At 59.2% G+C, this 26,398-nt stretch carries 22 protein-coding genes, 2 tRNA genes and 1 pseudogene; 12 read left to right on the top strand and 13 right to left on the bottom strand.

The genetic code is table 11. The features are described from left to right. Positions 1-78: 78 nt before the first annotated feature. From NW839_RS03185 to NW839_RS03175, 3 genes are all read left to right on the top strand, one after another. Positions 79-2,454: a phosphoketolase gene (locus NW839_RS03185; RefSeq protein ID WP_414329861.1), complete on the top strand. Its 2,376-nt coding sequence runs from the start codon at positions 79-81 to the stop codon at positions 2,452-2,454. A gap of 148 nt (positions 2,455-2,602) precedes the next feature. Beyond that, complete coding sequence (gene mraY / locus NW839_RS03180; protein ID WP_414349887.1) at positions 2,603-3,625, top strand: phospho-N-acetylmuramoyl-pentapeptide-transferase; 1,023 nt, start codon at positions 2,603-2,605, stop codon at positions 3,623-3,625. Between the two features lie 295 nt (positions 3,626-3,920). Further along, the gene (locus tag NW839_RS03175; RefSeq protein ID WP_414349867.1) at positions 3,921-6,512 is read left to right on the top strand and encodes a DUF3536 domain-containing protein; all 2,592 of its coding nucleotides are present in this window, start codon (positions 3,921-3,923) and stop codon (positions 6,510-6,512) included. A 42-nt stretch (positions 6,513-6,554) separates the two neighbouring features. Here NW839_RS03175 and NW839_RS03170 read toward each other — a convergent pair. Continuing rightward, positions 6,555-6,628 (bottom strand) — tRNA-Pro (locus NW839_RS03170). 144 nt (positions 6,629-6,772) lie between these two features. On the opposite strand from NW839_RS03170, the gene NW839_RS03165 reads away from it, so the two are divergent. Further along, complete coding sequence (locus NW839_RS03165) at positions 6,773-7,228, top strand: HHL1-like protein (RefSeq protein ID WP_414349868.1); 456 nt, start codon at positions 6,773-6,775, stop codon at positions 7,226-7,228. On the opposite strand, the gene NW839_RS03160 is transcribed toward NW839_RS03165, so the two are convergent. Then, positions 7,225-8,136, bottom strand: coding sequence for an alpha/beta fold hydrolase (locus tag NW839_RS03160; protein ID WP_414349869.1), 912 nt, complete (start codon positions 8,134-8,136; stop codon positions 7,225-7,227). The two genes, NW839_RS03165 and NW839_RS03160, sit on opposite strands and share 4 nt — an antisense overlap. Positions 8,137-8,577: 441 nt before the next feature. On the opposite strand from NW839_RS03160, the gene NW839_RS03155 reads away from it, so the two are divergent. Both NW839_RS03155 and NW839_RS03150 read left to right on the top strand, forming a co-directional pair. Continuing rightward, on the top strand, positions 8,578-10,005 hold the full coding sequence (locus tag NW839_RS03155) for a folate/biopterin family MFS transporter (protein WP_414349870.1): 1,428 nt from the start codon (positions 8,578-8,580) through the stop codon (positions 10,003-10,005). A gap of 117 nt (positions 10,006-10,122) precedes the next feature. Then, positions 10,123-10,413 (top strand): annotated as a pseudogene (locus NW839_RS03150) (DUF6679 family protein); the annotation flags it as partial. A gap of 316 nt (positions 10,414-10,729) precedes the next feature. Here the strand turns inward: NW839_RS03150 and NW839_RS03145 are convergent. Beyond that, positions 10,730-11,482: a segregation/condensation protein A gene (locus tag NW839_RS03145; RefSeq protein WP_414349871.1), complete on the bottom strand. Its 753-nt coding sequence runs from the start codon at positions 11,480-11,482 to the stop codon at positions 10,730-10,732. 156 nt (positions 11,483-11,638) lie between these two features. Between NW839_RS03145 and NW839_RS03140 the strand changes: the two genes are divergently transcribed. The 3 genes from NW839_RS03140 to NW839_RS03130 all read left to right on the top strand — a co-directional run bounded on the left by NW839_RS03140 (position 11,639) and on the right by NW839_RS03130 (position 13,333). Further along, positions 11,639-11,710, top strand: a tRNA-Val gene (locus NW839_RS03140). 298 nt (positions 11,711-12,008) lie between these two features. Then, positions 12,009-12,449: a hypothetical protein gene (locus tag NW839_RS03135; protein WP_414349872.1), complete on the top strand. Its 441-nt coding sequence runs from the start codon at positions 12,009-12,011 to the stop codon at positions 12,447-12,449. Further along, positions 12,437-13,333, top strand: a complete 897-nt coding sequence (locus tag NW839_RS03130) for a sulfatase-like hydrolase/transferase (protein WP_011432786.1) — start codon at positions 12,437-12,439, stop codon at positions 13,331-13,333. The genes NW839_RS03135 and NW839_RS03130 overlap by 13 nt, the downstream gene beginning before the upstream one ends. 153 nt (positions 13,334-13,486) lie before the next feature. On the opposite strand, the gene NW839_RS03125 is transcribed toward NW839_RS03130, so the two are convergent. The 4 genes from NW839_RS03125 to NW839_RS03110 form a co-directional block, all read right to left on the bottom strand. Beyond that, positions 13,487-14,635: an AI-2E family transporter gene (locus NW839_RS03125; protein ID WP_414349873.1), complete on the bottom strand. Its 1,149-nt coding sequence runs from the start codon at positions 14,633-14,635 to the stop codon at positions 13,487-13,489. Positions 14,636-14,667: 32 nt separating this feature from the next. Continuing rightward, entirely contained in the window at positions 14,668-15,444 is a 777-nt protein-coding gene (fabI, locus tag NW839_RS03120) for an enoyl-ACP reductase FabI (RefSeq protein WP_011432788.1), read from the bottom strand. 219 nt (positions 15,445-15,663) lie between these two features. Then, the gene (aspS, locus tag NW839_RS03115; protein ID WP_011432789.1) at positions 15,664-17,469 is read right to left on the bottom strand and encodes an aspartate--tRNA ligase; all 1,806 of its coding nucleotides are present in this window, start codon (positions 17,467-17,469) and stop codon (positions 15,664-15,666) included. Positions 17,470-17,541: 72 nt separating this feature from the next. Then, positions 17,542-18,507, bottom strand: a complete 966-nt coding sequence (locus tag NW839_RS03110; RefSeq protein ID WP_414349874.1) for a metal ABC transporter solute-binding protein, Zn/Mn family — start codon at positions 18,505-18,507, stop codon at positions 17,542-17,544. Between the two features lie 59 nt (positions 18,508-18,566). On the opposite strand from NW839_RS03110, the gene NW839_RS03105 reads away from it, so the two are divergent. Continuing rightward, a complete protein-coding gene (locus NW839_RS03105) occupies positions 18,567-19,328 on the top strand; it encodes a metal ABC transporter ATP-binding protein (protein WP_414329141.1) in 762 nt (253 codons plus the stop codon). A 24-nt stretch (positions 19,329-19,352) separates the two neighbouring features. Continuing rightward, positions 19,353-20,186, top strand: a complete 834-nt coding sequence (locus NW839_RS03100; protein ID WP_011432792.1) for a metal ABC transporter permease — start codon at positions 19,353-19,355, stop codon at positions 20,184-20,186. Between the two features lie 68 nt (positions 20,187-20,254). On the opposite strand, the gene NW839_RS03095 is transcribed toward NW839_RS03100, so the two are convergent. The 3 genes from NW839_RS03095 to NW839_RS03085 form a co-directional block, all read right to left on the bottom strand. Continuing rightward, on the bottom strand, positions 20,255-20,539 hold the full coding sequence (locus NW839_RS03095; protein WP_011432793.1) for an RNA recognition motif domain-containing protein: 285 nt from the start codon (positions 20,537-20,539) through the stop codon (positions 20,255-20,257). A 196-nt stretch (positions 20,540-20,735) separates the two neighbouring features. After that, complete coding sequence (gene rsmG / locus NW839_RS03090) at positions 20,736-21,518, bottom strand: 16S rRNA (guanine(527)-N(7))-methyltransferase RsmG (protein WP_414341738.1); 783 nt, start codon at positions 21,516-21,518, stop codon at positions 20,736-20,738. Further along, positions 21,515-22,504, bottom strand: a complete 990-nt coding sequence (locus tag NW839_RS03085; RefSeq protein WP_414341740.1) for a hypothetical protein — start codon at positions 22,502-22,504, stop codon at positions 21,515-21,517. Before NW839_RS03085 ends, rsmG begins: the two co-directional genes overlap by 4 nt. Positions 22,505-22,924: 420 nt before the next feature. On the opposite strand from NW839_RS03085, the gene guaA reads away from it, so the two are divergent. Next, positions 22,925-24,475 carry a glutamine-hydrolyzing GMP synthase gene (gene guaA, locus NW839_RS03080; RefSeq protein ID WP_049749628.1) on the top strand — a complete coding sequence of 517 codons (1,551 nt, stop codon included), beginning with the start codon at positions 22,925-22,927 and terminating at the stop codon, positions 24,473-24,475. Between the two features lie 45 nt (positions 24,476-24,520). Here guaA and NW839_RS03075 read toward each other — a convergent pair whose 3' ends face one another. From NW839_RS03075 to NW839_RS03065, 3 genes are all read right to left on the bottom strand, one after another. After that, the gene (locus NW839_RS03075) at positions 24,521-24,742 is read right to left on the bottom strand and encodes a hypothetical protein (RefSeq protein ID WP_011432797.1); all 222 of its coding nucleotides are present in this window, start codon (positions 24,740-24,742) and stop codon (positions 24,521-24,523) included. A 2-nt stretch (positions 24,743-24,744) separates the two neighbouring features. Further along, positions 24,745-25,071, bottom strand: a complete 327-nt coding sequence (locus NW839_RS03070) for a hypothetical protein (protein WP_238376924.1) — start codon at positions 25,069-25,071, stop codon at positions 24,745-24,747. 91 nt (positions 25,072-25,162) lie between these two features. Next, positions 25,163-26,200 carry a CobW family GTP-binding protein gene (locus NW839_RS03065; RefSeq protein WP_414349875.1) on the bottom strand — a complete coding sequence of 346 codons (1,038 nt, stop codon included), beginning with the start codon at positions 26,198-26,200 and terminating at the stop codon, positions 25,163-25,165. Positions 26,201-26,398: the final 198 nt, after the last annotated feature.

Here is a 26,398-nt window from a genome sequence, read left to right as displayed (position 1 = left end):
CAAAGGAATCCCAAGATCCCCCGGCAATTGGGCAAACCCGGATCACCATAGGAGTAGAGATACCTATGGGGTACAGCTATGGTTCTGGCAGAACAGCTCTCGACAAAACCGCTCACCGCCGACGAGCTTCGCAAAATGGATGCCTACTGGCGGGCCGCCAACTATCTGTCGGTCGGGCAAATCTATTTGATGGACAACCCGCTGCTGCGAGAACCCCTGAAACTGGAACACGTGAAGCCGCGCCTGCTGGGGCACTGGGGCACCACACCCGGGTTGAACTTCATCTACGTGCATCTCAACCGCATCATCAAACGGGAAAACCTCAATATCCTCTACATCACCGGCCCCGGCCACGGTGGCCCTGCTCTAGTGGCCAACACCTACTTGGAAGGCACCTACAGCGAGGTGTATCCCAACATCGGCCAAGACGCCGAAGGCATGCGCAAGCTGTTCAAGCAATTCTCCTTCCCCGGCGGCGTGCCCAGCCACGTGGCTCCGGAAACCCCTGGCTCCATCCACGAGGGGGGAGAACTGGGCTATGCCCTGGCCCACGCCTTTGGGGCTGCCTTTGATAACCCCGATCTGCTGGTGGCCTGTGTGGTGGGGGATGGAGAAGCGGAAACCGGCCCCTTGGCCGCTTCCTGGCATTCCAACAAGTTCCTCAACCCCATCCACGACGGAGCAGTGCTGCCGATTCTGCACCTGAACGGCTACAAGATCGCCAATCCCACCGTTTTGGCCCGCCTCAGCCGTGACGAGCTGCAAAATCTGTTTGTGGGCTACGGCTACAAGCCCTACTTCGTAGAAGGCTGCGAGCCGGCAGAGATGCACCAGTTGATGGCCGCCACTTTGGACACGGTGATCCACGAGATCCAAGAAATCCAGCAGCATGCCCGCAGCAAAGGGGATCCCACTCGTCCCCAGTGGCCGATGATCATCCTGCGCACCCCCAAAGGCTGGACCGGCCCCAAAGAGGTGGACGGCAAAAAGGTGGAAGATTTCTGGCGCTCCCACCAAGTGCCCCTGGCGGATCTGGCCAAAAAACCGGAGCACCTCAAGGCTCTGGAGGACTGGATGCGCAGCTACAAGCCGGAAGAACTTTTCGATGAAAATGGCCGTCTGCTGCCGGAGCTGCAAGAGCTGGCTCCCAAAGGGGAAAAACGCATGGGCGCTTTGCCCCACGCCAACGGCGGCCTGCTGACGCGGGAGCTGAAAATGCCGGATTTCCGCCGCTACGCTGTCCCTGTTCCCCGCCCCGGCACCACCGAAGCCGAGGCCACGCGAGTGCTGGGGCAATTTTTGCGGGATGTGATGAAGCTCAACCCCCACAACTTCCGCCTCTTTGGCCCCGATGAAACCGCTTCCAACCGCTTGGATGCTGTGTTTGAGGCCAGCGACCGCACCTGGGTAGCTCCCATCTACGATTGCGACGAGCACCTCTCCCCAGATGGACGGGTGATGGAGATCCTCAGCGAGCACGTCTGTCAGGGCTGGCTAGAAGGCTACCTGTTGACCGGGCGACACGGGTTCTTTTCCTGTTACGAAGCCTTCATCCACCTGGTGGACTCCATGTTCAACCAACACGCCAAGTGGCTGAAAACCACCCGTCACATTCCTTGGCGGCGGCCCATCCCTTCCCTCAACTACCTGCTGACTTCCCACGTGTGGCGGCAGGATCACAACGGCTTTAGCCATCAGGATCCCGGCTTTTTGGATCACGTGGTCAACAAAAAGGCCGAAATCATCCGCGTCTACCTGCCCCCGGATACCAATACTCTGCTCTCGGTGGCCGACCACTGCCTGCGCAGCCGCCACTACGTGAATGTGATCGTGGCGGGCAAACAGCCGGCCCTGCAGTACCTGGACATGGATGCGGCCATCAAACACTGCACCCAGGGCTTGGGAATCTGGGAATGGGCCAGCAATGATCAGGGTTCAGAGCCGGATGTGGTCATGGCCTGCTGTGGCGATGTGCCCACCATGGAAACCCTGGCGGCGGTGGACTTTTTGCGGCAGCACCTGCCGGAGATCAAGATCCGGGTGGTGAACGTGGTGAACCTAATGAAGCTGCAGCCGCCCAGCGAACACCCCCACGGCATTAGCGACAAGGAGTTTGTCAGTATCTTCACCCCCGACAAGCCCATCGTGTTTGCCTTCCACGGCTATCCTTGGCTCATCCACCGCCTCACCTACCGCCGTCCCAACCACCACAACCTGCACGTGCGCGGCTACAAGGAGGAAGGCACCACCACCACCCCCTTCGACATGTGCGTTCTCAACCAGGTGGATCGCTTTAACTTGGCCAACGACGTCTTGGAGCGGGTGGATCGCTTCAAGTACCGGCGGGATCACGTCCAGCAGCTTATCCGGGACAAGCTGGTGGAGCACAAGCAGTACATCTGCAAACACGGGGAAGATCTGCCGGAGGTGCGCAACTGGAAGTGGCCCTATTGAAGGGATCCCCACTCAACTAACTTTCGCCTCTGAGCTCTGGCAGGATAGAGTTTTTGAGGGTTTGGAGGTTGAGGGTGTGAGGGGTTCAGAAGGGGTGGATGCGGATACACTTCCCGATCTGGAGGTGGAAGAAACAGAGTGGGGCGGGATGGCGCTCTCGCTGGGGCTGGGTTTAGCCCTCTCGGCCCTTGTGATTGGGATCCGCCCCCAGGTGGTCGTTCCTTTTGGGTTGAGCGCGTTGGGTTCGGCCCTGCTGGGATCCCTGCTCATCCCCGGGTTGCGGCGCTGGAAGGCGGGGCAAGTGATCCGCCAGGAGGGGCCCCAATCCCACCAGAAAAAAGCAGGCACACCCACCATGGGCGGGATCAGCTTTTTGCCCGTGGGGCTACTGGTGGCCGGGATCTGGATCGGCTGGGATCCCCATTGGCTGGCTGTCGCGCTGCTCACGCTGGCCTACAGCTTTGTCGGCTGGCTGGACGATTGGCTGGTGATCCGACAGCAATCCAACAAGGGGTTGTCTCCCCAACACAAGCTGTTGCTCCAGGTGGGAGTTGCCCTTGGGTTTTGTGTCTACCTGGCCTGGCAGGGGATCCCGACCAGTCTGACCTTGCCGGGGATAGGCACCCTCTCTCTGGGCTGGCTGTTCTGGCCCTTGGCCCTGTTTGTGTTGGTGGGCACCAATAATGCCGTAAACCTCACCGATGGTATGGACGGCTTGGCGGCAGGGGTGGTGGCCATCCTGCTGGTTGGGCTGGGGCTCCTTCACAGGGATCCAGAGCTATCGGTGTTGGCTTTCACCCTGAGCGGTGCCTGCTTGGGGTTCCTGGTTCACAACCACCACCGGGCACGGCTGTTCATGGGCGATACCGGATCCCTGGGGTTGGGGGGCGCTCTGGCCGGGTTGGCGCTGCTGGGGGATCAGCTCTGGGCCTTGGCCCTGATGGGGGGAGTGCTGGTGGCAGAGGCGCTGTCGGTGATGCTGCAGGTGGGCTACTTCCAATACACCAAACGCAAAACCGGCACAGGCAGACGGCTGTTGCGCATGTCGCCCTTGCACCACCATCTGGAGCTGGGGGGCTGGTCGGAGGTGCAGGTGGTGGGATCCCTCTATGGGATAACGGCGCTGCTGGTGGGGCTGGGCTGGGCCTGGTGGCACTGGACCGGAATGTGAGTTCGAGCTGGGGATCCACCGGGATTCCAATGGGGGCCTGACCTCAAACGGGTTGTTCGGCGTGGGAAATGGCCACCGGCAGATCGGCCCCCACCCGCTAAGTCCCGGGATCCCTTCTGTTGTGAGGAAAACGCAAAGATTACTGACCGATGTTTGTTCCCTGTCAAATTTCCAACTGAATCTTTTACATTCACCGTTGCAGATCGGGGATCGCTGTAACGTATGGATATGAACTTAAGTTAACATTGCCTTCCCCTGTAACCCAGTTGGAGGCCTCTAAAAGGAGTGTAATCTCATGATGCCGAGTGGCTCCAAAAATTCCGATAGGCCAGCGGCACAGTCAGGGCACAGCGATTTGGTCTCCGACCCGCCGATGCAAGCGGCTCCTTCTCCGGCAGGTGCTGCTGAGCTTTCCTCTGCGCGGCCGTACGTGGTGTTGCACGGCCATTTCTATCAGCCGCCCCGAGAGGATCCCTGCCTCAACCGCATTCAGCGACAGCCGAGCGCCAGCCCCTTTCACGACTGGAACGAGCGCATTTGGGCGGAATGTTACCGCCCCAACGCCTTTGCCCGCGTTCTGGACGACCAAGGACGGGTGGTGCGCATTGTCAACAACTATGAATTCTTGAGCTTTAACTTCGGCCCTACTCTCCTCTCTTGGCTAGAGGAGCATGACATTGAAGTTTACCAACGCATTTTGGCCGGCGACCGCCTCAGCGCTGAGCGGCTGGAGGGTCATGGCAATGCCATCGCCCAAGTCTACAACCACGTCATCCTGCCCCTGGCCAACGAGCGAGACAAGTACACCCAGATCCGCTGGGGAATTGCCGATTTCCAACACCGCTTCGGGCGCCATCCCCAGGGGATGTGGCTGGCCGAAACCGCCATTGATGCAGCAACGGTCACGGCCTTGGTCGAATGTGGGATCCGCTTCGTCATTTTGGCCCCCAGCCAAGCGCAGCGCATTCGCCCCTTGGGACAAACGGAGTGGATCGATGTCAGCCAAGGCCAGATCGATCCCCGCCGGCCCTACCGCTGCTTTACCCCCGACCGGGAGGGGTACTTGGATATTTTCTTTTTCGATGGCCCCATTTCCCGTGACTTGGGCTTTGGGGATATCGTTTACAGTACTTATTCGCTGGCGGAGCGGATCCGTTCCGCTCTGCGCCCGGACAAAGAGGGGGAAGCCTATCTGGTCAACTGTGCCACCGATGGCGAGACTTTTGGCCACCACAAGCGGGGTGTAGAACGCACACTGGCCTATGCCTTTTGCGAGGAATTTCCCCGCCGGGGCTGGCAGGTGGGCAATTACAGCCATTTTCTCAGCCAACATCCCCCCACTTGGGAGGTGCAACTGAAACCGGTCACCGCCTGGAGCTGCGCCCACGGGGTAGGACGGTGGTCGCGAGACTGTGGCTGCGGAGCGGTGGGAGGGTGGCACCAACGCTGGCGGCAACCGCTGCGGGAGGCCCTCAACTGGCTGCGGGATCAGCTGGCCGAGATCTACGAGACGGAGGCCAGAGCCTACCTGCGGGATCCCTGGCTGGCGCGGGATCGTTACATCGAGGTGATTTTGGATCGGGAGCGCTGTGATGCCTTTTTGCAGGAGCACCAAAGCCACCGCCTCACCGCCGAAGATCGGGTGCAAGTGCTGCGCCTGTTGGAGATGCAGCGCTACAGCCAGTTGATGTTCACCAGTTGTGGCTGGTTTTTCGAGGAGCTATCCCGTCCTGAAGGGGTGCAGATCCTGCGTTACGCGGCACGGGCTATCCAGTTGGCGGCAGCAGTGGCGGATGTAAACCTGGAAGAGGAGTTTTTGCAGCGCCTGAGCAAGGCCCCCAGCAACCTCGACCTCTACAGAGACGGCAAGGGGGTCTATTGCGCCTTGGTGCGCCCCAGCTTGATCAGCCCGCAACGGCTGGTGGCTCAGCACGCCATGTTTTCCCTGTTTAACGGGATCCCCCGTTCCCAAGGATATGTGCTGGATCAAGTGGATCAAGAGCGCCTGACGATAGGCGGATCGACGCTGGCCATCGGGCGGGTGAAGCTCACTTTTCCCACCACCCGCGAAGAGCACGATCTAATCTACGCCGTGCTCCACCTTGGCGGCTGGGACTTTCAATGTGGCGTCAAGCCGTTTGCTGGGCGGCGCATCTACGAGCAGATAAAAGCGCGGCTGCTGGCCGGATCCCACAGTCGGATACAGATGATCCTGACCCTGCAAGACCTATTTGGGCCGGAAACCTTCGACTTGAACGCCCTCGACGACGAAGATCGGCAGCAGATGATGCGCTGGCTCACCCAAGATACCCTAGACCGCCTAGGCCAGCTCTACCGCCAAACCTACCTGGACAATTACGGAGTCTTGATGGCCTTTCGGGCCGACGGCCTGCCGATCCCGGAAGAGTTGTTGGCTGCCGCTCAGATCACCCTCAACCAACGCCTGTTGACCAGTTTGCGGGCGATGGAAATGGAAGAGGGCAAGCGGGATCACCTGCTGGAATTGCGGGCAATTGTGCGCGAGGCCGAGCAGTTGGGGTGTCAGTTGCGGCGGGAAGAGGCAGCCCGGGTTCTGGATCGGCTCCTACAGCGGGGGATGTGGCACCTTGCCCACGCTTTTGAGCCGGAGACCTTCGGCGAACAGCTCTACAACCTGGAAGAATGGCTGCAATTGGCTGCAGACCTGCGCCTGCCCATCAACTTGGATCGCCTGCAAGAGCTCTATCTGACAGCGCTGGAGCGTCAAATTGGCCCGCGTTGCCCAGCTTGGCCCCAAGAAGACTGCCGAGACATTTCCGCCGAAAACCTGCACCGCCTCTTACAGGTTGGGCAGCGAATTCGGGTCAACGTCAATGCCTGGCTGCGTCACCTACACCCCCAAAATTAAACCCCCAAGATTAAGTTGAGAGCTCAGTGAACTTTAAAGCCATCGGGATGACAGGATTCGAACCTGCGACCCCTTCGTCCCGAACGAAGTGCGCTACCAAGCTGCGCTACATCCCGACTGACAGGCCCCTTTAACCGCCCGCCGAAGCTCAACAAGTATAGCACGCCGGCTACGGACAATGAGGACAAGGGATCCCCAGCAGAGAAGGGGATCCGATCTGCGCTAAGCTGCAAAAAATCCCCCCTCTCGTCAGCCCGAGTATGAGTCAGTCTAAGGGTTTCCGCAAATCCAAGCCTGAGAAAAAACCGGCCAGCTCCAACACTGCCAAGCGTAAGGAAGCCGCCCAACGGTACGACGAGCTGAAAGCCAAGGGGATGCCGGAGTTCAACATCTTTGCCCGCCGTCGCCAGCCCGCGCCTGGCCAGCCCAATCCTTGGCTGCCGGTGGGATCCCTGGCAGTGGGACGTTCCAGCGCCATTCACCAGGCCATTTTCCAAAATGAGGAAGAACTCAAAAAAGCAGCCGTCAGGCTGTTCCCCCGTCTCGGCAAGGTGAAAGATGACCTGGAGTTTGGGTTTCGCCTCAAGGACAAGGACTTCCAAGACGAGCCGATCCAGGTGGCGATCCGTCCCCAGCCTTCACCCCTTCAAGTCTGGATGGCCAAAATCCGAGGTTGGTTGGGCCTCTCCGGCAAAGGAACCTCCAAAAAAGCTTAGACCGCCGCAAAGGCTCTGGGCAGCCAGCTCAAAATCAGAGGGTTGACCACCTCTGGGCGCTCGTCGTGGGGGCAATGGCCTGTATTGGGAATGGGCAAGAACTGGTAGTCGATCCCTTTCACGTGGTTTTGAAAGCCGCGACCCCGTTGAATGGGCGTCCAGGGATCCCCCTCTCCCCAGAGCACCAACAGCGGGCAGCGCACCTGAGGCAATAGGGCTTTGGGAGTCGGGCCGGGGGGAGCGGTAAGAATCGAGGCAAACACCTGCTGAGCGCCCACATCACAGGAAGGGGCATACAGAATCTCCACCAGCTCATCGGTAATGGCGGCGGGGTTACGGTACACCTGCTTGAGAGTTGCGCGGATACGCTGCCGCTGCCGCACCCGATCGAACAAAAACGGCCCCGTCACCGGAGAAGCCGCCAGAGCGGTGAAAACACTCATGAAAAGGCGGAAAATCGGGCTGAGCTCATGGGAGCGATGGTTCAACCCCCCGGCGCAGTTGAGCAGCACCGCCCCTGCTGTTAACTGGGGATGCCGGGCGGCCATCATCAAGCTGAGCAAGGCACCGATGGAATTGCCGATAAACACAGCAGGCTGCTGAATGTGCTGCTGCCAAAAATCCACCAGCAACTCCGCCCACAGATCCAAGGTGTAGGGGAGGGCAGGCTTGGCCGAGCCGCCAAACCCCAGCAAATCCAGGGCATAGACCCGGTATCCTGCCGCAGCCAGCACGGGGATGTTGTGCCGCCAATGGCCGATGGAAGCCCCAAATCCATGCACCAGGACCAGCGGGGATCCGGATCCCTGCACCACATAGCGAATGGCATGTCCGCGCCAGCTCCAGACTTGGGGAGCAAAAGGAGCAATGGCATCAACCGCAGAACCGGCAGAAGAAGCAGTCAGCACAGCCTGAAAACAGACCCAGTTAAAGATGTAGGTAGAAACTCAGAGCCATCCCTGTTCATCATAGCTTCGGAATGCCTTTGTCTCCCGTCTCTACTGCCCTGCCTGCTGCTGCAGTTGCGGGTTCAGGTGCCGCCGAGGTGGGGTTGGGCCGGTCAACATGGGACGAAAGCATGCTGGACTTCTTGGGATCCCCGCCCTTGGCTGGATGGCATAGCACCCGGGGATCAGCTTTCGACCTCATTTCGACCTCATTATTTTGTAGATTTTGTAGCTCGGCTGGGTTGAGCAGAAAGAGCGCTGGGAAGCGCAACCCGTCCAAGGAGGTCGGAGCCGGAAGCCAGTTGGACAGGTTAAGGTGAAGAGACTGTTAAGATTCTTATGGTTTTGCTGTTGCCAAGGCAACACCGCACCAACTAACATCTCGCTACACTGCGACCGCTCATGATTCATCCTCTGCTGCAACGGCTGCACCAATCCACCCTGACCCCGCTGCGGGATATCCACTGGACGCCGGAATTGTTCGGAATCCTCTTGGTGTACTTTGTGCAGGGGGCGGTGGGGCTGGCACGGCTGGCCACCAGCTTTTACCTGAAGGATAGCTTGGGCCTCAGCCCGTCTCAGGTGGCGGCGTTGATGGGCGTTGCCATGAGCCCCTGGATCCTCAAGCCCCTCTACGGCCTGCTGTCGGATACCGTACCGGTGGCGGGCTATCGGCGTCGTCCCTACCTCTTGTTGTCAGGGCTTCTGGGGTGTGGGGCTTGGCTGGGGATGGCCCTGTGGGCACCGACGGCTGGTCTGGCCACTCTGTGGATGGTTTTGGGATCCCTGGCGGTGGCGGTAGGGGATGTAATCGTAGATTCGCTGGTGGTGGAGCGGGTACACGGCAGTGACTGGGCGGGGACGGGCACGCTGCAATCTTTAACTTGGGGAGCAACGGCCTTGGGATCCCTGCTCACCGCCTATTTGGGAGGAGCGCTCTTGGCTCATTATCCGCCGCAGGTGGTGTTTGGCCTGACAGCCTTGTTGCCGTTGTTCATCGCTCTGGCAGCTTGGGTTATCGCCGATCAACCGGTGGTGTTGTCTCAGGGCTGGGATCCCTTGCAACAACAGGTGGGGCAGGTGTGGCGGGCGCTGCGGCAACCCAGCATTTTGCTGCCGGTGCTGTTTGTGTTCGTTTGGCAGGCCACTCCCAGCGCCGATGCGGCTCTTTTTTACTTTGTCACCAACGATCTCGGCTTTGGGCCGGAATTTTTGGGTCAGGTGCGCTTGGTTACCAGCATCGCCAGTTTGCTGGGGGTAGGGATCTTCCAGGTGTATCTGCGGCGGATCCCACTGCGGCCCCTGTTCGGCTGGATGACGGTGATCTCGGCAGGGTTGGGCCTGACCAGCCTCATCTTGGTCTATCACCTCAACCGGGATTGGGGCATCGACGATCATTGGTTTAGCTTGGGGGACAGCCTGGTGCTGACGGTGGCAGGACAAATTGCCTTTATGCCAGTGCTGGTCTTGGCCGCCCGCCTCTGCCCCCCTGGGATCGAGGCCACCCTCTTTGCTCTGCTGATGTCGGCCTTTAATTTGGCGGGGTTTCTCTCCCAAGAGCTGGGATCCCTGCTGATGCATGGGCTGGGGGTAACGGAGACCGATTTCAGCCGGCTGGGGCTGCTGCTGATCCTGACCAACCTTTCTACCCTCTTGCCCCTGCCGTTTTTGGGCTGGCTGCCGGAAGAGAGCATAACCCTTGGCGGAGCAGAACTGGAGGCGGAAGCTCATGCCTCTCTGGAATCCTTTCTGCGGGATGTGCAGGCAGAAGAAGCGGAGACAGCCTTGGCGATGGAAGGGGTCTCTCTGGCCGAAACCGACCCAACCTAAAGAGACTCTGTCTGGCCTCGGGAAAGGCATACAGCCTCGGTGTCCAGCCGCTAAGATGGAGGGATGAGCTGGGTAGCCCCCACAACTCACTCGGATCTTTCACTTCAGGAGGGGACCGTGCTTCATCGTAGGATCTATCAACTCAGCCGCGAAGGCAAGGATGTGTGGATCTATCTGCGGGATCAGGGACGCTGGCTGGAACGGGCCAAGATCCTCGATATCGAAGGGGACACCATCCTAGTTCGCTACGAGACAGAAGATGAGGAGGAGATCTGCTCCTGGGAGGAGATGATTCGTCTGGAAAGCATTGGAGCTGTTGCTCAGCGCCTTTCCACCATTCCCAAGGGGATGCTCAGCACGTCAGATTTGCTCACCTCAGAAGACTGCCCTCCGGCTGAATTGCTGCATCCGCCACTGTTGCCTACCGAAGGAGAAGATCATCCCAGCGGCGAGCGCCTCGTGGAGGATTACTACCTGGATCGGGAGGCTCCTGCCGAGCTGCCGGTGCGCTCCAGTGGGGAAGATCTCAAACGGGCGGATCGTGCCCGACACGATGCTGAAGGCACGGATTGAGTTCTCCGTTTGCCAGAGCGGCGCAGAAGAGCGCTTGACATCCTCAGGTTCAGACGCCAGCTCAGAAGCCTAGAGGTGGATGGCCCGGCCACGGCCAGAAAAGTTCTCTAGAGTTCACCTTGGCAGATGAAGGGGATCCCAAGGGCGGGATCTACTTTGCCAGGCCCTCAGTTGTGCAGGGTCGGATGGTCAGTGGGCCGTAGAACTCCTCTTGGCACAGCTCCACCTGAGAGCGGGCAGCCATTAGCAGCAATGACCAGAAGACTTGAATGGGGTGAATGGTCCCGCTGCTGCCGTTTTGATAGCTTTTTTGGCAAAAGTGTTGCTGGAGATCGACAAAGCTGATCTGGGTCAGACCCTGCTGCCAAAGCTGAGCCAGCAGAGATTCTAGCTCGGCGGTGGTTTCCAAAAGGTTTTCCGGGTGGGCTAGCTGAGTGATGGCCGACAGCGCTTGCTGGCGAGAAATCCGTTGGGCCAGCGGCTTTGGGGCAGCTTCGGGCTGGTGTTCCAGCAGGGTTTCCAGCTCTTGCAGGTGGGCGATGAGTTCTTTGAGGGTGATGGGCCGGGTACGTTGAAGACGGGGTGCTGCCCTGGGTTGCAACACGCGATCCAAGTGCGCCAAAGACCAGCTTGGCCAGGGATCCACTTCTACCTCCACCGGGCTGGGCTCACTTTCTTCTGCTTCTGGTTCTGCCAAAGCCATCGCCTTAAGATAGACCAACATGGCAGCGTGGAGCAGGGCTTGTCCCGACTCAGACAGGTCATGGCTGCTGCTGGTGGGAGCCATACGGGCCAGAAAGCGATCGATAACCTCGATGACCTGCACATCCCAGGGATCGATCTCGCCTCGTTCTGCCAAATCAATGAGCAGAGCAATTGCCTCTTCGGTCGGTGAGTAGGCCATAGCACCCCACAGCTCCCTGACCCTTACTGTAGCCCTCAGGCCGGATCCCGGCTATCTCTAGCCATCTCCCATGCCGATCCGAATCCTCTGGCTCAATCGCTGACGTGGTAATATAGAGATCCTGCTCTAGTCGATAGCTGCTAGAGTGGTATCTGCGGGCGGTTAGCACAGTGGTAGCGCACTTCCTTCACACGGAAGGGGTCACAAGTTCGAATCTTGTACCGCCCATACCCGCAAACCTGCTCCTGCAGCGAGCTTCAACAGTCCAAGTCCTTCTCCTGGAGGAGAGATACAGGCGGCTAGCAACGACTTTTTCCGCCCCGGGGTCTCCCTGAAGCGCGCCTTAGGGAGAGGGCTAATGGCTGTTGAGAACAACTCCGCTTGAGCTTCCAGCGTCTTTGCTGCCAGGCCAGTGGAGAAAGGGAAGAATGGTAGCCTAATAAAGGGTAGGGTTGAGGCCATGCAAGAATTTCGTCCCGCTAACGCGATCAGAAACCTTCGCTTCATACTCCTGGGCTTGTGGATCTTGAGCCTGCTCGTTCTCCTCATCCAAAACTGGGGATCCCCGGCAAGGGTTGTGGTGGGTGGGCAATCGGGATCCCCGCTTCCTCTATCGTTGGTGCTATTGGCCTCTTATGGGGCAGGGATGGGGCTGGGATTTTTGTATGTAGGCTCCTGGCGATTGCACGACCGGGTGTTCCAGCGACAGGCCATCCGTAAGTTAACTCAGTTGAGCGACCGAGTTCGCTTTTTGGAAGCCCAGCTGATTCCCCCCGACCACTATTTGCCCCAAGATCTGCCGGAGTACGAGCCGGATCCCCAAGCAGGCCGCTATTCCTATTCCAATATCCCGCCGGAACGCATTCGCGATCCCGCTCCTGAGGACGACGATGCGGCAGTAGCTCCCAACTGGCGGATTGTCCAGCGGCCCTACGCCGACGAGGAGGAGGAAGGATGGGATTCCTAAACTGGTGGAAATCGTCTGCCGCTCCTGCGTCTGAGCCCGACCCCCGCCCTGAACCGCGGGGACAGAACAACTATCTGCTCATCGTCCTAGACAGTTGCCGCTTCGACAGCCTGCTGGCGGCCAACCCCAAGCACTTGCTGAAGTTGGGCCCTCTGGAAAAGCGCTGGAGCTACGCTTCCTGGACGGCCCCTGCCCATTACAACCTGCTCATGGGCCTGCTGCCCCACACCAGCCCCATCCACGTTTTTGCGTCCGAGCACTACAAGCAAGATTATCTGCGCTACAACGAGCGGCTCGGCACCCGGCAACCCATTGAGTTCAAGCATCTGCTGCCTCATCTCTATTTGCCGACGCTGCTGAAGCATCAACTGGGCTACACCACCCACGCCATGGTCTCCATGCCGGTGCTCAACCCCAGCACGCTGCTGAATCGGGATTTCGATTCCTACCGCCTCATGCCCCAGCACAACGATATGGCGGCCATGGTGGAACAGTTGCGCTTCGAGCCGGATCGCCCCAGCTTTTACCTGTTAAACGTGGGCGAAACTCACTATCCCTACGCGCTGCCCGATGAGGATCCCAGCTTGTGGCCCCGCATCTCGGGGGTCAATGGGGTGTTGAAGCGGCTGGATGAAGGAGAAGAGGACGGGATCCCCTTTTTCGATTCGGCCCAGTTGGAAGAGCTACGGCAGCGACAGATCCAGGCGGTGCGCTACCTGGATGGGATCTTTGAACAGCTGTTCGACCTGGTTCCCAAAAACACCTACATCACGGTTACAGCCGATCACGGCGAACTGTTTGGGGAGGGAGGCTACTTCGGCCACGGCCCTATCCACCACGAAAAAGTGCTGGAGGTGCCTTTTATCGAGGGCAAGATTCGCTAGGATGAGGCCCTCACCCCCAGCCCCTCTCCCTGAGGACAAGGGTGGCCATCGATAGCCCAGCAACTGGGCTTACCAGGATTGAGCCTCTGTTTGCCTGCCGGTTAACGCGATCGCCTGAATCGCATGGGCAGAGCCTCTTCCCTTTTGGAGCAGCTAGATCTGCTGGGTCTCCGGCTTGGGCAGGGTAGGATCCCGGCGGGGTTCGCCGTTGGCGCTACTCGGACGGAGCCCTTGCGGGGATCCTTTTACACCGGAACCCAACCCATCTTCGGCGGCCAGGTCGGCAGAGCGGGCGATCTCGTAAAGGCTTTTCACCACACTGCTGAGGGGAATGGCGACGATCACGCCCAGGATGCCCCCCAGTTGCGCCCCCACCAACAGGGCAATCAAGATCCACACTGGATTTAGCCCGATCAGCTCTCCCATCAGGCGGGGGGCGATGACCCGATCCTTCACCTGCTGCACGATCAGGGAAACCAGCACCACTTTAAGGCTGAGCCAAATGTCCTGAAAGGCCAGCAACACCGCCGCCGCCCCAATGCCAATCACCCCCCCCACCAGGGGGATGACCTCCAGCAGGCCGATCAGCAGGCCAAACAGGAGCCCGAAAGGTACCCGCAAAAACCCAAAAACCGGCACCAGCATCAGGGCCATGATGAACCCCAACACCAACTGGCTGATGAGGAAGTTCTGAAAGCTGAGGGCTAGGGCTTCGCCAATGCGCGGCCCCCAAGGTTTGGGGAAGAGGCTGAGCAACCCCTGCCAGAACTGGCCCCCGTAGAGCAGCATGTAGAGGGCCAACACCAGCACCAGCACCAAGTCGATCACCTGGTTGAACGTACCCAGAAGGAGATCCAGGGATTGGCCGGCAATTTTCTCGGCGCTGGCCTGCAGGCGGTTGAGAAGGGTATTGACCAGCTCCGTCTGGCCAAGGTTGATGTTGCGCTCGGCGGCCCAAAGGCTAATCTGGTCGAGCCAATTTTGTAAAGTATCCACCCAATCCGGGATCCGCGCCCCCAGCTGCACCACTTGCTTGGCCAAGACCGGCACCACGGCGATCCCCACCAAGACCAGCAGCACCACCGAGAGAGCAAAGACCAGGGTGACCGCCAAACCTCGACTGACCCGATAGCGCCGCAGCACCTGCACCGGGTAGTTGAGCAAAAAGGCCAGCACCGCCGCTGTCAGGATGGTGGTGAGCAAATGCCCAAACAGCCGACCCACCTGTATGGCCAGCCAGCCGCTGATGACGATCAAGATCCAGGTGAGCAGCAACCGCTGCAAGGGTGAGAAGCGATTCATGCCGGAGCCATCCCCAAGGGATCCCAAAGCGCTTAAAAACCCAGGATGCTATACCCACTATCCACGTAGATCACCTGGCCGGTAATGCCGCTGGCCAGGTCGCTGGCCAGAAAAGCCGCCACATTGCCCACCTCTATTTGAGTGACATTGCGCCGTAGAGGAGCTTTCTCCTCCACAGCATGCAGCATGGCATGAAAATCGGAAATGGCCGATGAGGCCAAGGTGCGGATCGGGCCGGCAGAAATGGCGTTCACCCGGATCCCGGCAGGGCCCAGCTCGGCAGCCAGGTAGCGGACACAGGTTTCCAGGCCCGCTTTGGTGACGGCAGCCATGTTGTAGTTGGGCACCACTCGCACTCCTCCCAAGTAGGTCAAGGTGAGGACACTGCTGCCGGATCTCAGTAGGGGCTTGGCAGCCCGGCAGAGGGCAATCAGGGAGTAGGTGCTCACATCCATGGCCAGGGCAAACCCCTCCCGCGAGATATCGCTGAAGTTGCCGCTCAGCTCCTCTTTTTTGACATAGGCCAGGCAGTGAACCAGAATATCGACCTGACCCCATTTTTCGGTTACCCCCTGAAACAGATCGCTGATCTGCTGATCGCTTTGCACGTCGCAGGGGAGGAGAAAATCTGGCTGCAAGGGATCCGTGAGTTGCTGAACTTTGGTTTTGAAGCGATCCCGCTCGTCCGGCAGATAGGTAACCCCTAGGCTGGCCCCCGCTTTGTGCAGTTGCTGAGCAATGCCCCAGGCAATGGAGCGCTCGTTGGCAATGCCGGTTACCAAGGCTTTCTTTCCCGTCAGCTGTAGCATGGCAAAAAAAGTAGGGGTGTATTCCTTTCTATCCTCCCACAGGTGGGAGCTGGGGCTGGGAGAAGGGATCCCAGGCACTCCTGAACTCCCGTTAAAAAGGCCCGGCTTCCACAATGAAAGTCCTTTTGGTTGAAAAGGAATATTGTCTGCTGGATCTCCGCAGCCCTGTTACCCGTGCCGAAATCATCGAGCACCCGTGGTCGTTGGAAGATACCTCCCTCAACCGGGCTGATAGGTGGAAGCAACGTGCAGTTCCTTGAGCTGCTTCGCCTCAACGCTGGAAGGAGCGCCGGTGAGCAAACATCGCGCCTGCTGGGTTTTGGGAAAGGCGATGACATCCCGGATGGAATCTTCCCCGGCCAGCAACATCACCAGCCGATCCAGGCCGTAGGCAATGCCGCCGTGGGGCGGGGTGCCATACTCAAAGGCTTCCAACAAAAAGCCAAACTTGTCCCGCGCCTGTTCGGGGGTGAGGCCAATCGCTTGAAAAACCTGCTCCTGAATTTCCCGCTGGTAAATCCGCAGGGATCCCCCTCCTACTTCCACGCCGTTCCACACCAGGTCATAAGCCTGGGCCCGCGCCGTTTTCAGGTCGGCCAAGTCGTCGGGGTGGGGGGCGGTAAAGGGGTGGTGCAGGGCTTCCAGGCGATTTTCTTCGGCGTTGAACTCAAACATGGGAAAGTCGGTGATCCAGAGGAGATTCAAGGCGTTCTCTGGGATCAAACCCAGCTCCTGGCCCAGGTGCAGCCGCAGCCGGCCCAAAGACTCGTTCACCACTGCCGCCGGCCCTGCCCCAAACAGCAACAGATCCCCTGGCTTGGCCTGGGTGAGATCCAGCAACCGCTTCTCCTGCTCGGGGCTCAAGCTCTCTTTCAGGGCGCCGATGGTATCGAGGCTGTCGGGCCGCACCCGGATAAAGGCCAAGCCGCCCGCCCCATACTGGGTGACCAGCTTGAACAGATCCCCGCCTGGTTTGATGCGGGTGTTGGAGATCTTTTCATCGCCGCCGGGCACTGGCAGGATTTTGATCAAACCGCCCTCAGCCAGCACTTTGGCGAAGACTTTGAATCGGGATCCCTGAAACACCTCCGAAACATCCACCAACTCCATCCCAAAGCGGGTGTCAGGCTTGTCGGAGCCGTAGCGGGCCATGGCCTCGGCATAGGTCAGGCGCGGGAAGGGACGGGGCAGGTGGATCCCTTTGACAGTTTTGAAGATATGGCAGATCAGTCGCTCGTTGAGCTCCAGGATCCCTTCTTGATCCATGAAGCTCATCTCCATGTCCAACTGGGTGAACTCCGGCTGCCGATCCGCCCGCAGATCCTCATCCCGAAAGCAGCGGGCGATCTGGTAGTAGCGATCCACGCCAGCCACCATCAGCAGCTGCTTAAAGAGCTGGGGCGACTGCGGCAGGGCAAACCACTCGCCGGGGTTGACGCGGCTGGGCACCAGGTAGTCTCTGGCCCCTTCTGGGGTGGAGCGGGTGAGAATGGGAGTCTCCACCTCGACAAAGCCCTCCTCGTCTTCTAGGAAACGGCGGATGGCCTGGATGACCCGGTGGCGCAGTTGCAGGTTACGGGACATGCGCTCCCGCCGCAAATCCAGGTAGCGATAGCGCAGGCGGATCTCTTCTCGCACTTCCTCTGCTTCTTCTCCCGAGACGCTGAAGGGGAGCTGCTTGCCGACTGGACTGAGCACTTCCAACTGTTCGGCGTAGATCTCGACCTCGCCGGTGGCCAGGCGAGGGTTGAAGGAGTCGGGGGGCCGTTGCTGGACAGTTCCCGTTACCCGCACCACATATTCGTTGCGCACTTCCCCCGCCAGTGGATATGACTGCGGAGTTTTCTGCGGATCCGCCACCAGTTGCACAATGCCAGAGCGATCCCGCAAATCCAGAAAGATCACCCCCCCGTGGTCGCGGCGGCGGTCGATCCAGCCGTAGAGGGTGACGGTCTGGCCAATGTGGGCCGGGCGGACTTCGCCACAGTAGAGGGTGCGGGCCGGGCGATGGATGGCAGCAGGCATGGAAGAGGTGAGAGAACAAGGGTCTGAGCCCCTATCATACAAAACTCAGACCTCCTGCCTCGACTCAGCTTCTCAAGAGCAGTCAGGGGATCCGCCCAGGGCTACCACAATCGTGCAGGTGTTGTGGCGCATCATGGCAACGTAAGTTTCGGCGCCGCTGCCTGGCTCCCCCAAAGAATCGGAGTACAGCTCCTGTTCCGCTACCTTGACTCCCGCTTCAGCGGCCACCGTTTGGATCAGGGCCGGGTTGAGGGTGGTCTCGGCAAAGACAGCCGGCACCTGTAGAGCGCGGATCTCGGCCACCAACCGGGCCACAGTCTGGGCGCTGGGCTGTTCTTCGGTGCTGATCCCCAGCAGGGATCCCCCCATTTTCAGGCCGTAGGCTTGGGTGTAGTAGGCAAAGGCATCGTGAGTGGTCACCAAAACCCGGTTGGGAGGGGGGATGGTCTGAATTTGCTCCCCAATCCAGGCATGAAGCTCCTCCAGCTCTGCTCGATAGGCAGCAGCATTGGTTTGGAAGAAGGTCGCCTCGCCAGGCACCTGTTCCGCCAGCTCTTGGGCGATGCGCTCCACCATGCGGATGACGTTTTCCACATTGCCCCACACGTGGGGGTCGGGAGTGGGGATCCCGTCCTCCTCATTGGTGACGATGGGATCGAGGATCTCGGCCAAGGCAACCCGCCGCGCCTGTTGGGCTGTGGCCTCGATGAGACGCATCAACCCCGGCTCCAGGTTGTAGCCGTTGTAAAACACCAAGTCTGCCTGCTCTAGGGCCACCCCATCCGCCGGCGTTGGCTCGTAGACATGGGGATCCATTCCCGGCTGCAGCAGGCTGGTGAGCTGGATGCGATCTTGGCCCACCTGCTCTACCCAATCGGCGATCAACGTAGTGGTAGCCACAACGCGGGGACGCGCCCATCCCGAACCGGCCAAGGCCAGAAAACTGCCGTTCCCGTCAGCGAGACAGAGTCCTATTGCCAAGCCGAAGGCTGCTACCCAACGGCGCCGCCCCCAAAGGAAGACAAGACTTTTGATCATCGTTTCATGGTTTAGATGTCCCTTTAGGGTACACTGGACTTACCGAAAATGAAAACAAAATGAAAAAGCAACTTCCTCCTCTCCCTCTTGGTCCGGCCAGGGGATCCCTGGTGGTGCGGGATCTGACGGTGCGTTACGGCAGCCTGCAGGTGCTGCAAGGGATCCAAGCTGAAATCGCGCCGGGCCGCCTCACGGGCATCCTTGGGCCCAACGGAGCCGGCAAAAGTACGTTTCTCAGAGCGCTGCTGGGGTTGGTGCCGCTGGAACGGGGGGAAGTGCGCTACGGTGGGCAAGCGCTGTGGGGAGAGCAAGTGGCCTATGTACCCCAGCGCTCGGCCATCGACTGGTCGTTTCCCGCCACGGTGTGGGATGTGGTGTTGATGGGGCAGGTGAGAGCTGCTGGCTGGTTTCGCCGCATCGGGAAAAAGGGGCAGCAGCGGGCTGCTCAAGCCCTGGAGCGGGTGGGGATGGGGGCCTACCGGGATCGCCCCATTGGAAAGCTGTCGGGGGGACAACAGCAGCGGGTGTTCCTGGCGCGGGCCTTGGCGCAAGAAGCGGAGATCTACGCCCTTGACGAACCCTTTGCCGGGATCGACCAGCCCAGCGAAGCTATTTTGTTCCAGGTGTTGCGGGAGCTGGCAGATGCCGGCCACATCGTGATGGTGGTGCACCACGATTTGGGGCAGGCCCGGGCCTACTTCGACGAAGTGCTCCTCCTCAACCGTGTCTTAATTGCCCAGGGATCCCCGCGGGAGGTGTTGCAGCCAGCGGTGTTGCAGCGGGCCTATGGCCGAGCCCTGCTGCTGGACTCAGCTGCCTAGGGAGAGTTTGAGGTCAACAACGTTATGGAATGGCTCTGGCACAGCCTGGCGGATCCCTTGAGTTTTGCCTTCATGCAACGGGCTCTGCTGGTGGCGGTGGCCGTCGGCATTCTCTGTGCCGTGGTGGGCAGCTATCTGCTGGTGCAAAGCTTGGCCCTCCTGGGGGATGCCATCAGCCATTCGCTGCTGCCGGGCCTGGCCATTGCCTACATGCTGGGCCTCAACCTGTTTGTGGGAGCCTTTGTGGCCGGTCTCCTCAGCGCCCTCTTAATTCAATGGATCCGCTCCGCCAGCCCCCTCAAGCCGGATGCAGCCATGGGGATCGTCTTTTCGGCCTTTTTTGCCTTGGGGATCCTGTTGATCACTTTGATCCAACGGCGGGCTCGCATCGATCTCAACCACTTCCTCTTCGGCAACCTCCTGGGGGTGAATGCTGTCGATGTGCTGACAGTGGTGGGCATCACCCTTTTGGTGTTGGGTTTGGTGGCCCTCTTCTTCAAGGAATTGACCTTTTACAGCTTCGATCCCTTGGGGGCCAAAGCAGCCGGCCTGCCTACCGAGCGGCTGGGGTGGGGGCTGATGGTGCTCACTTCCCTGACGTTGGTGGCCAGCATGAAGGCAGTGGGCGTGCTCTTAGTGTTGGCCATGCTGATCACGCCAGCGGCAACCGCCTATCTGGTGGTGCCTCGATTGCACCAGGTGATGCTGTTGGGATCCCTATTTGGGGTGAGCGCCAGCCTGCTGGGGATGTACGCCAGCTACTACCTCAATGTGGCCTCCGGCCCGGCCATCGTCCTGGTGGCCTCCGCCTGGTTTAGCCTGGCCTTTCTGGGCAGAGTGTTCTCAGGAACGCGCTAGAAACCAGGGATCGCGGGTTGGGATCCCTGGCTCAAACCTCATCTGAGAAAGGGTAGATGCATGTTAACTCAAAAGCGGGAAGAGCGGCCATCCCGACCGCCTGCGCTGGTCTGCCGAGGCAACGCCTTGTTGACCCTCAGATCCCGGCCCATCCAAGTAGCGCCATCCAGCTCGTCGATGGCCTTTTGCTCATCGGCTTCGTTTTCCAGTTCCACAAAGGCAAAACCTCGCTTACGGCCAGTCTCCCGATCCACCGGCAGCTTAATTTGCTTAACGGTGCCGTATTCGGCGAACACAAGTCGCAGGTCTTCTTCGCTGGCCTTGAAGGACAAATTACCTACAAAAATGGTCATGGTGTAGCAAACTCCGAACCTTACCCTTTAGCGTTCAGTTCGGAGGCTCACCTGGTTAAACCATTCGCTCAATCCGAACCTCATGCCAACCACATCTTAGTCTTCCCAATGGCATTTGCAAAGCTATTCTTGCAGCTTTTTGTCCGAGAATTGGGAGAAGCTTTTGTAGCAAGATGGAAACTCAGGATCCTAACCTTCATGGGCGATTGCTTTGGCCCAACGGTTGGCGTTTGGGAGTGCCGGGAGAGCGGGGATAAGGAGGCGGCGTGGGGGCTACTTTCTCCAGCAGTAGGCAGTGGCGCACCCCACGGCTGCGGGGTGTGGTGAAGGCTTCTACATGGATCAGTTTTCCGCCCAGGAGCTCAAGGGCCTGCTCCAAAGTTTGGGCTTCTGCCTCGGTCCAATGGCCGCGATAGAGGATGGCGCGTCCCCCCACCTTGAGCAGAGGCAGGCAATACTCGGCGCAGGTCTCCGCCGAGGCCAGGGCCCTGGCCAGAGCAATATCATAGCTGCCCCGTTCCTGCGGGTCTTGCCCCCAAATTTCGGCCCGCTGAGCCACTGCCCGCGCTTGGGTGAGGGAGAGCCTTTGCAAGGTGTCCTGTACAAAGGCAATCTTGCGTTGGGTGCTGTCCAGCAGGGTAAAGCGGGTTTGGGGCAGGGCAATTTGGGCCGGGATCCCTGGAAACCCTGCCCCGGTGCCGATGTCGATCCCCCGCCAGGGCTGAGCTTGGATTGCCTCCCAGGATCCCAGCAGGCGTAGGCCCCGCAGCGAATCCCACAGGTGTTTCTCCCAAAAGTCGATGGGATCGGTGATGCGGGTCAGGTTCTGGGTTCGGTTTCCGGCCATCACCAGCGGATAGAGCTGTTGCAGTTGTTGCTGCTGCTGTTCAGAGGGCTGCCAACCCAGCTCCGCCAGCCAGCTTTCCCACAGCGTCTTGAGCTGTGGGGGCTCAGAGGAAGAAGCGTCAGCCTTCTTCATCCCAGGGATCCCAGTTTCAATCCAGCGGGGATGGCTCTGTCGGCCCAGCCTTTCAGCTCTTGGGTCAAGCCCTGCAAAGAACGGTCGGTGCCCAGCAGCTCTTGGTTTAAGCAAACCAACTCCTGCAAATCCAGCTCCTGACAGCTGGCCCAATCTTCCGCCAGCAAGTTAATCGGCTGCGGCTGAGCCTGAAGCAACTGATGAGAGGCCAACTCCAGCTCTACATTCAAAAGCACCTGCTCCAACCGCTCTACCCGCTCCTGCATTTGCGCCAGCAGGGCTGCCAACTGCTGACAGCAATGGTGAACCCGCTGAGCATAGACCTTGAGCGGCAGGGTCAGCGGCAGCAACGACTCAGACAACAGTTGAATCAGGTGCTGGGCCTCCAGTTCTTCCAGTTGCAGGTCTTGCCAAATGGCGTGGTAAAGATGGAGCGAAAGACGACAGGTTTCCAGGCGCTGGTAGCAGGGCTGTAATACAGAACCGCGCAGCTCCTGCAGATAGTCGGCCCACAGTTGCCCAGCCTCTACTACCCAACCTGTCTGGAAAAAACTCCACCCCTGGGCCAACAGCCAACTGATCAACAGGCCCGCCAACAATTGGTTTTTTTGTCGCAACAGGAAAGGCGAAAGGTGCTCTCCCCAAACGGCTAACCCCAGCCAGATCAGGGCAGCCAAAGTCAAATGGGGCAAGCTGATCATCTCGGCCAACAGCTGGGCAGACCAGCGCTGGCGCAGCATCCAGATCACCCCGGCGCCCAAGCTGTACAGCCCTCCCCCCAACAGCGGGATCAACACCAGCCACAGGGGTTGTCCCCTCCACAGGTGCGATAGTGACCCATCTTCGCCCAGCGCATCCCAACTGAGCAAGTACAAAGCCAGCAGAGCCAAAACCACGACCCAGCCCTGCTGTCGCTTGAGACGGCGGGCTAGAAGACGACGGCGGCGGCGCAGATAGGTTTGAAAGGACTCGGCAACAATCGACATAAAAAAATGGCACTGCGGATCCCTACCAATACCCCCACCGGCCTGGAGCGCTCCTTCACGATCATAAGTCTTAACTTTGCTAGGTCATCTGGCTTCTGTATTGCGTTGTTGGCGGGAGTCATGCCCAGCCGGTGGCCAGCTTTTTCAGGGGCTCATCAGGCGGTTTTTCGGCGAGACTCCTCCGAGAAGCGCTGTTTTCTCGGCAAGCCTGACAGAGGCTTTTTAGAGCAGGCAGCCGCGTGCAAGCTCTCCACCCCTGTTACCATGGAAGAGCCCTTAATGTTTCTTTCGTATCCATCGTAGCCATAGCCAAGCTAGTCTCTTGGACCGGCTTTTTTATTGTGCACTGTGCCAGGTTTTGTGATCCCTTCTGCATCTCCTCCCAGTTCCGGCCTTTCCCCCCTCGAAGTGCAGCGCCAGATGATCGTCATTCTCGATTTTGGATCCCAGTACTCTGAGCTGATTGCCCGCCGCATTCGCGAAACCCACGTCTATTCGGAAATCCTTTCCTATCGCACCACTGCTGAGCAACTGCGGCAACTGCAACCGCAGGGCATTATCCTCTCCGGGGGCCCCAACTCGGTGTATGAGCCAGCCGCTCCGGTGTGTGACCCCGAGATTTGGAACCTAGGGATCCCGGTTCTGGGGGTGTGCTACGGCATGCAACTCATGGTGCAGCAGTTGGGGGGCAAGGTGGAAGCAGCCCAGAAGGGGGAATATGGCCGTGCCGCTCTGCACATTTTGGATCCCACCGACCTGCTCACCAACCTGCCGGAAAACAGCATCATGTGGATGAGCCACGGGGATTCGGTTACCGAACTGCCGCCGGGCTTTCACACCTTGGCCTCTACCGACAACACCCCCTGTGCCGCCATTGCCGATCCAAGGCGTCGTCTCTACGGGGTGCAATTTCATCCGGAGGTGGCCCACTCAGAGGCTGGCGCCTTTCTCATCCGCAACTTTGTCTATCACATCTGCGGTTGCGAGCCCACCTGGACAACGGCAGCTTTTCTGGAGGAAGCCATTCGAGAGGTACGTGCCCGTGTGGGCAATAAGAAGGTGCTGTTGGCCCTCTCGGGGGGGGTAGACAGCTCTACTTTGGCTTTTCTGCTGCACAAGGCCATCGGCGACCAGCTCACCTGCGTGTTCATCGACCAAGGGTTTATGCGCAAGGACGAGCCCCAGCGGCTGCTGCGCCTTTTCCAAGAGCAATTTCACATTCCCGTCCACTACGTGGATGGCCAGGAGCGGTTTCTCCGGCAGTTGCAGGGGGTTACCGATCCCGAAGAAAAACGCAAACGAATTGGGGCAGAGTTTATTCGCGTGTTTGAGGAAGAATCCCAGCGGCTGGGTCCTTTTGAGTACTTAGCCCAAGGCACTCTCTACCCAGACGTGATCGAGTCTGCCAATACCCATGTGGATCCGGTTACTGGAGAACGCATTGCCGTCAAGATCAAAAGCCATCACAATGTCGGCGGCCTGCCCGAAAATCTGCGCTTTAAGCTGGTAGAGCCTTTGCGCAAGCTCTTCAAAGACGAGGTGCGGCAACTGGCCCGCTCTTTGGGTCTGCCGGAAGAGATTGTGGGCCGCCATCCTTTTCCGGGGCCGGGGCTGGCCATCCGCATTGTAGGCGAGGTTACCAAAGAACGGCTGGAAACCCTGCGAGAAGCGGACATGATCGTGCGGCAGGAGATCAACCGCTCCGGCTACTATCCCAAACTTTGGCAAGCCTTTGCCGTGCTGCTGCCAGAGGTGCGGTCGGTGGGGGTGATGGGGGATAAGCGCACCTATGCCTGCCCGGTGGTGGTGCGGCTGGTTACCAGCGAAGACGGTATGACCGCCGATTGGGCGCGAGTTCCCTACGACCTCTTGGCCACCATTTCCAACCGCATCGTCAACGAGGTGCCCGGCATCAACCGCGTGGTTTACGACATCACCTCCAAGCCCCCTGGCACCATCGAGTGGGAGTAGGCGGGATCCCTTGCGTCTGGCCTCGATTCCCGGCTGGATCGATGGCTACCTATGGCCAGCTTCCGGCAGGGAATAGGAAGGGCTTGAGCTGAAGGGCTGAGCGGCTTGGACTTCCATTCGGGCCAAAGTCGTAGCGGCATCCGCCAGTTGCAGAGCAAGGTTGGCACGGCTAATCGGATCCCGGGCATTCCAGAGATCCTGTCCCAAACAAAACACCCGATAGCGAAAGGCTTTGATCGAGCGCGATGGGATGACCTTGACAGTCATGGCTACAACCTCTTCTCCACAGAGACGTGAATAGTCAGCAGAACCCGCTCGGGCTCAAGGTAAACAAATGTTACCAAAACAACCTCGTCCTCAGAGGCAATACTGACCGGGCAGGTGGCTTTCGGGGGTTCCACCCGTTCATGCCGTACCCCCACAGTGTATTCTCCAATCGGCAGGTCATCAAATCCAGCGTCCGCATAGATCAACTCAATGGTTTCTTCTGCAATCAACTGCCCCTCTCGCTCCAGGAAACTGAGAAAAGGGATCCCATCGATGGAGGTGAGCGCGTTGTTGGCCTGGTTGCGGATCATCACGAAGATGTCGGACATGGAGGGTGCGCCATCACCTCAGGGGTTTATGATCGAGGGTGCTGGAATGTAGCCCGACTTTCTTTAGCCTGGACTGCCGCCAAGTCCTGATTCAGCGACCAAACCCTTGACCCCGCGTGGCCGGGCGGGCAAGACAGGCTTGGAGTTTTTTCCGCAGCTGGGCTGTATCGAGGCGCTGACCGATGAGCACCAACTGGTTTTTGGGCTGGCGAGGCCACTCATCGCTGCTGAGGGTATAGCGCCGACCGCTGAGGTGAAAGATATGTCGCTCTGGGCTTTCCTCGAACCACAACACCCCTTTGGCACGAAAGACTGCATCGGGCAACTCGTTGAGAAAATTTTGGAAAGCATCCAAAGAGAAGGGCTGATCGCTCTCAAAGGCTAGGGAGTTAAAGCCGTCAGCCTCGATGTGGCTGTGATGGGAGTGGTGGTGGTCATGATCGTGCTCATGGTCATGGTGGTCGTGACTGTCGTGATCATGGGCTTCTTCTTGGGGCAAGGAACTGGCCTGAAACAAATCGGTATCCAAGATTAGCTCCAGGGGAACTGCGCTGTTGACGGTGCGCAAAATGCGGGCATCTTCTTTGATCTCGCGGATGCGTTTTTCCAGACGCTCGATCTCGGCTTCCTCGACCAAATCGATTTTGTTGAGGAGAATCACATCCCCATAGGCAATTTGGCTGTAGGCCACGTTGCTGTTGAACAGATCGGGGGCAAAGTTGGTGGCATCTACCAGGGTGATAATCGAGTCTAGCCGCGTCAGATCTCGCAATTCTGGCCCCAAAAAGGTGAGGGCCACCGGCAAGGGATCCGCCAATCCCGTAGTCTCCACCACCAGGTAGTCGATCTTGTCGGAACGTTCCATCAACCGCAACACGCTTTCGGCGATGTCGTCCCGGATGGTGCAGCAGATGCAGCCGTTGTTCAGCTCCACCAAGTCTTCTTCGCTGGAGACGATCAGCTCCGCATCGATGCTGATCTCGCCGAACTCGTTGACCAGCACCGCTGTGCGCATCCCTTTCTGGTTGTTGAGGATGTGGTTGAGAAGGGTGGTTTTCCCACTGCCCAAAAAACCTGTGATGATGGTGACAGGTAAGCCTCGCTTAGGCACTTCGATGGTTGCGGTCATAGAGTGGCAGCGATCCGAATAGAGGAAACTCTTCCACTTTACCCTCATTGCCCTTGTCCCCTGAGGCCGGGTGAACCTCTCAGATGCGGTCGGTAGAGCCTTTGCGCCTCGGCATTGGCGGCGTCGCCAGTGTGGCCCTGGCTCTCCCAACTCGGCGGCCTCTCTCTTTCTGGCTTACTCTTCAGGGTCAGATTGCTT

This window comes from Synechococcus sp. R5-15 (genome assembly GCF_047462035.1).
GTDB lineage: Bacteria > Cyanobacteriota > Cyanobacteriia > Thermostichales > Thermostichaceae > Thermostichus.
Note: the sequence above shows the minus strand (reverse complement) of the source record. Positions and strands in the feature narration are given on the sequence as shown.

Bases quoted from the DNA above. Each gene is read 5' to 3' on its own strand.
- NW839_RS03185 (WP_414329861.1), top strand. From the start codon at position 79: ATGGTTCTGGCAGAACAGCTCTCGACAAAACCGCTCACCGCCGACGAG.
- mraY (WP_414349887.1), top strand. From the start codon at position 2,603: ATGGCGCTCTCGCTGGGGCTGGGTTTAGCCCTCTCGGCCCTTGTGATT.
- NW839_RS03175 (WP_414349867.1), top strand. From the start codon at position 3,921: ATGATGCCGAGTGGCTCCAAAAATTCCGATAGGCCAGCGGCACAGTCA.
- NW839_RS03165 (WP_414349868.1), top strand. From the start codon at position 6,773: ATGAGTCAGTCTAAGGGTTTCCGCAAATCCAAGCCTGAGAAAAAACCG.
- NW839_RS03155 (WP_414349870.1), top strand. From the start codon at position 8,578: ATGATTCATCCTCTGCTGCAACGGCTGCACCAATCCACCCTGACCCCG.
- NW839_RS03145 (WP_414349871.1), bottom strand. From the start codon at position 11,482: ATGGCCTACTCACCGACCGAAGAGGCAATTGCTCTGCTCATTGATTTG.
- NW839_RS03130 (WP_011432786.1), top strand. From the start codon at position 12,437: ATGGGATTCCTAAACTGGTGGAAATCGTCTGCCGCTCCTGCGTCTGAG.
- NW839_RS03125 (WP_414349873.1), bottom strand. From the start codon at position 14,635: ATGAATCGCTTCTCACCCTTGCAGCGGTTGCTGCTCACCTGGATCTTG.
- fabI (WP_011432788.1), bottom strand. From the start codon at position 15,444: ATGCTACAGCTGACGGGAAAGAAAGCCTTGGTAACCGGCATTGCCAAC.
- aspS (WP_011432789.1), bottom strand. From the start codon at position 17,469: ATGCCTGCTGCCATCCATCGCCCGGCCCGCACCCTCTACTGTGGCGAA.
- NW839_RS03110 (WP_414349874.1), bottom strand. From the start codon at position 18,507: ATGATCAAAAGTCTTGTCTTCCTTTGGGGGCGGCGCCGTTGGGTAGCA.
- NW839_RS03105 (WP_414329141.1), top strand. From the start codon at position 18,567: ATGAAAAAGCAACTTCCTCCTCTCCCTCTTGGTCCGGCCAGGGGATCC.
- NW839_RS03100 (WP_011432792.1), top strand. From the start codon at position 19,353: ATGGAATGGCTCTGGCACAGCCTGGCGGATCCCTTGAGTTTTGCCTTC.
- NW839_RS03095 (WP_011432793.1), bottom strand. From the start codon at position 20,539: ATGACCATTTTTGTAGGTAATTTGTCCTTCAAGGCCAGCGAAGAAGAC.
- rsmG (WP_414341738.1), bottom strand. From the start codon at position 21,518: ATGAAGAAGGCTGACGCTTCTTCCTCTGAGCCCCCACAGCTCAAGACG.
- NW839_RS03085 (WP_414341740.1), bottom strand. From the start codon at position 22,504: ATGTCGATTGTTGCCGAGTCCTTTCAAACCTATCTGCGCCGCCGCCGT.
- guaA (WP_049749628.1), top strand. From the start codon at position 22,925: ATGATCGTCATTCTCGATTTTGGATCCCAGTACTCTGAGCTGATTGCC.
- NW839_RS03075 (WP_011432797.1), bottom strand. From the start codon at position 24,742: ATGACTGTCAAGGTCATCCCATCGCGCTCGATCAAAGCCTTTCGCTAT.
- NW839_RS03070 (WP_238376924.1), bottom strand. From the start codon at position 25,071: ATGTCCGACATCTTCGTGATGATCCGCAACCAGGCCAACAACGCGCTC.
- NW839_RS03065 (WP_414349875.1), bottom strand. From the start codon at position 26,200: ATGACCGCAACCATCGAAGTGCCTAAGCGAGGCTTACCTGTCACCATC.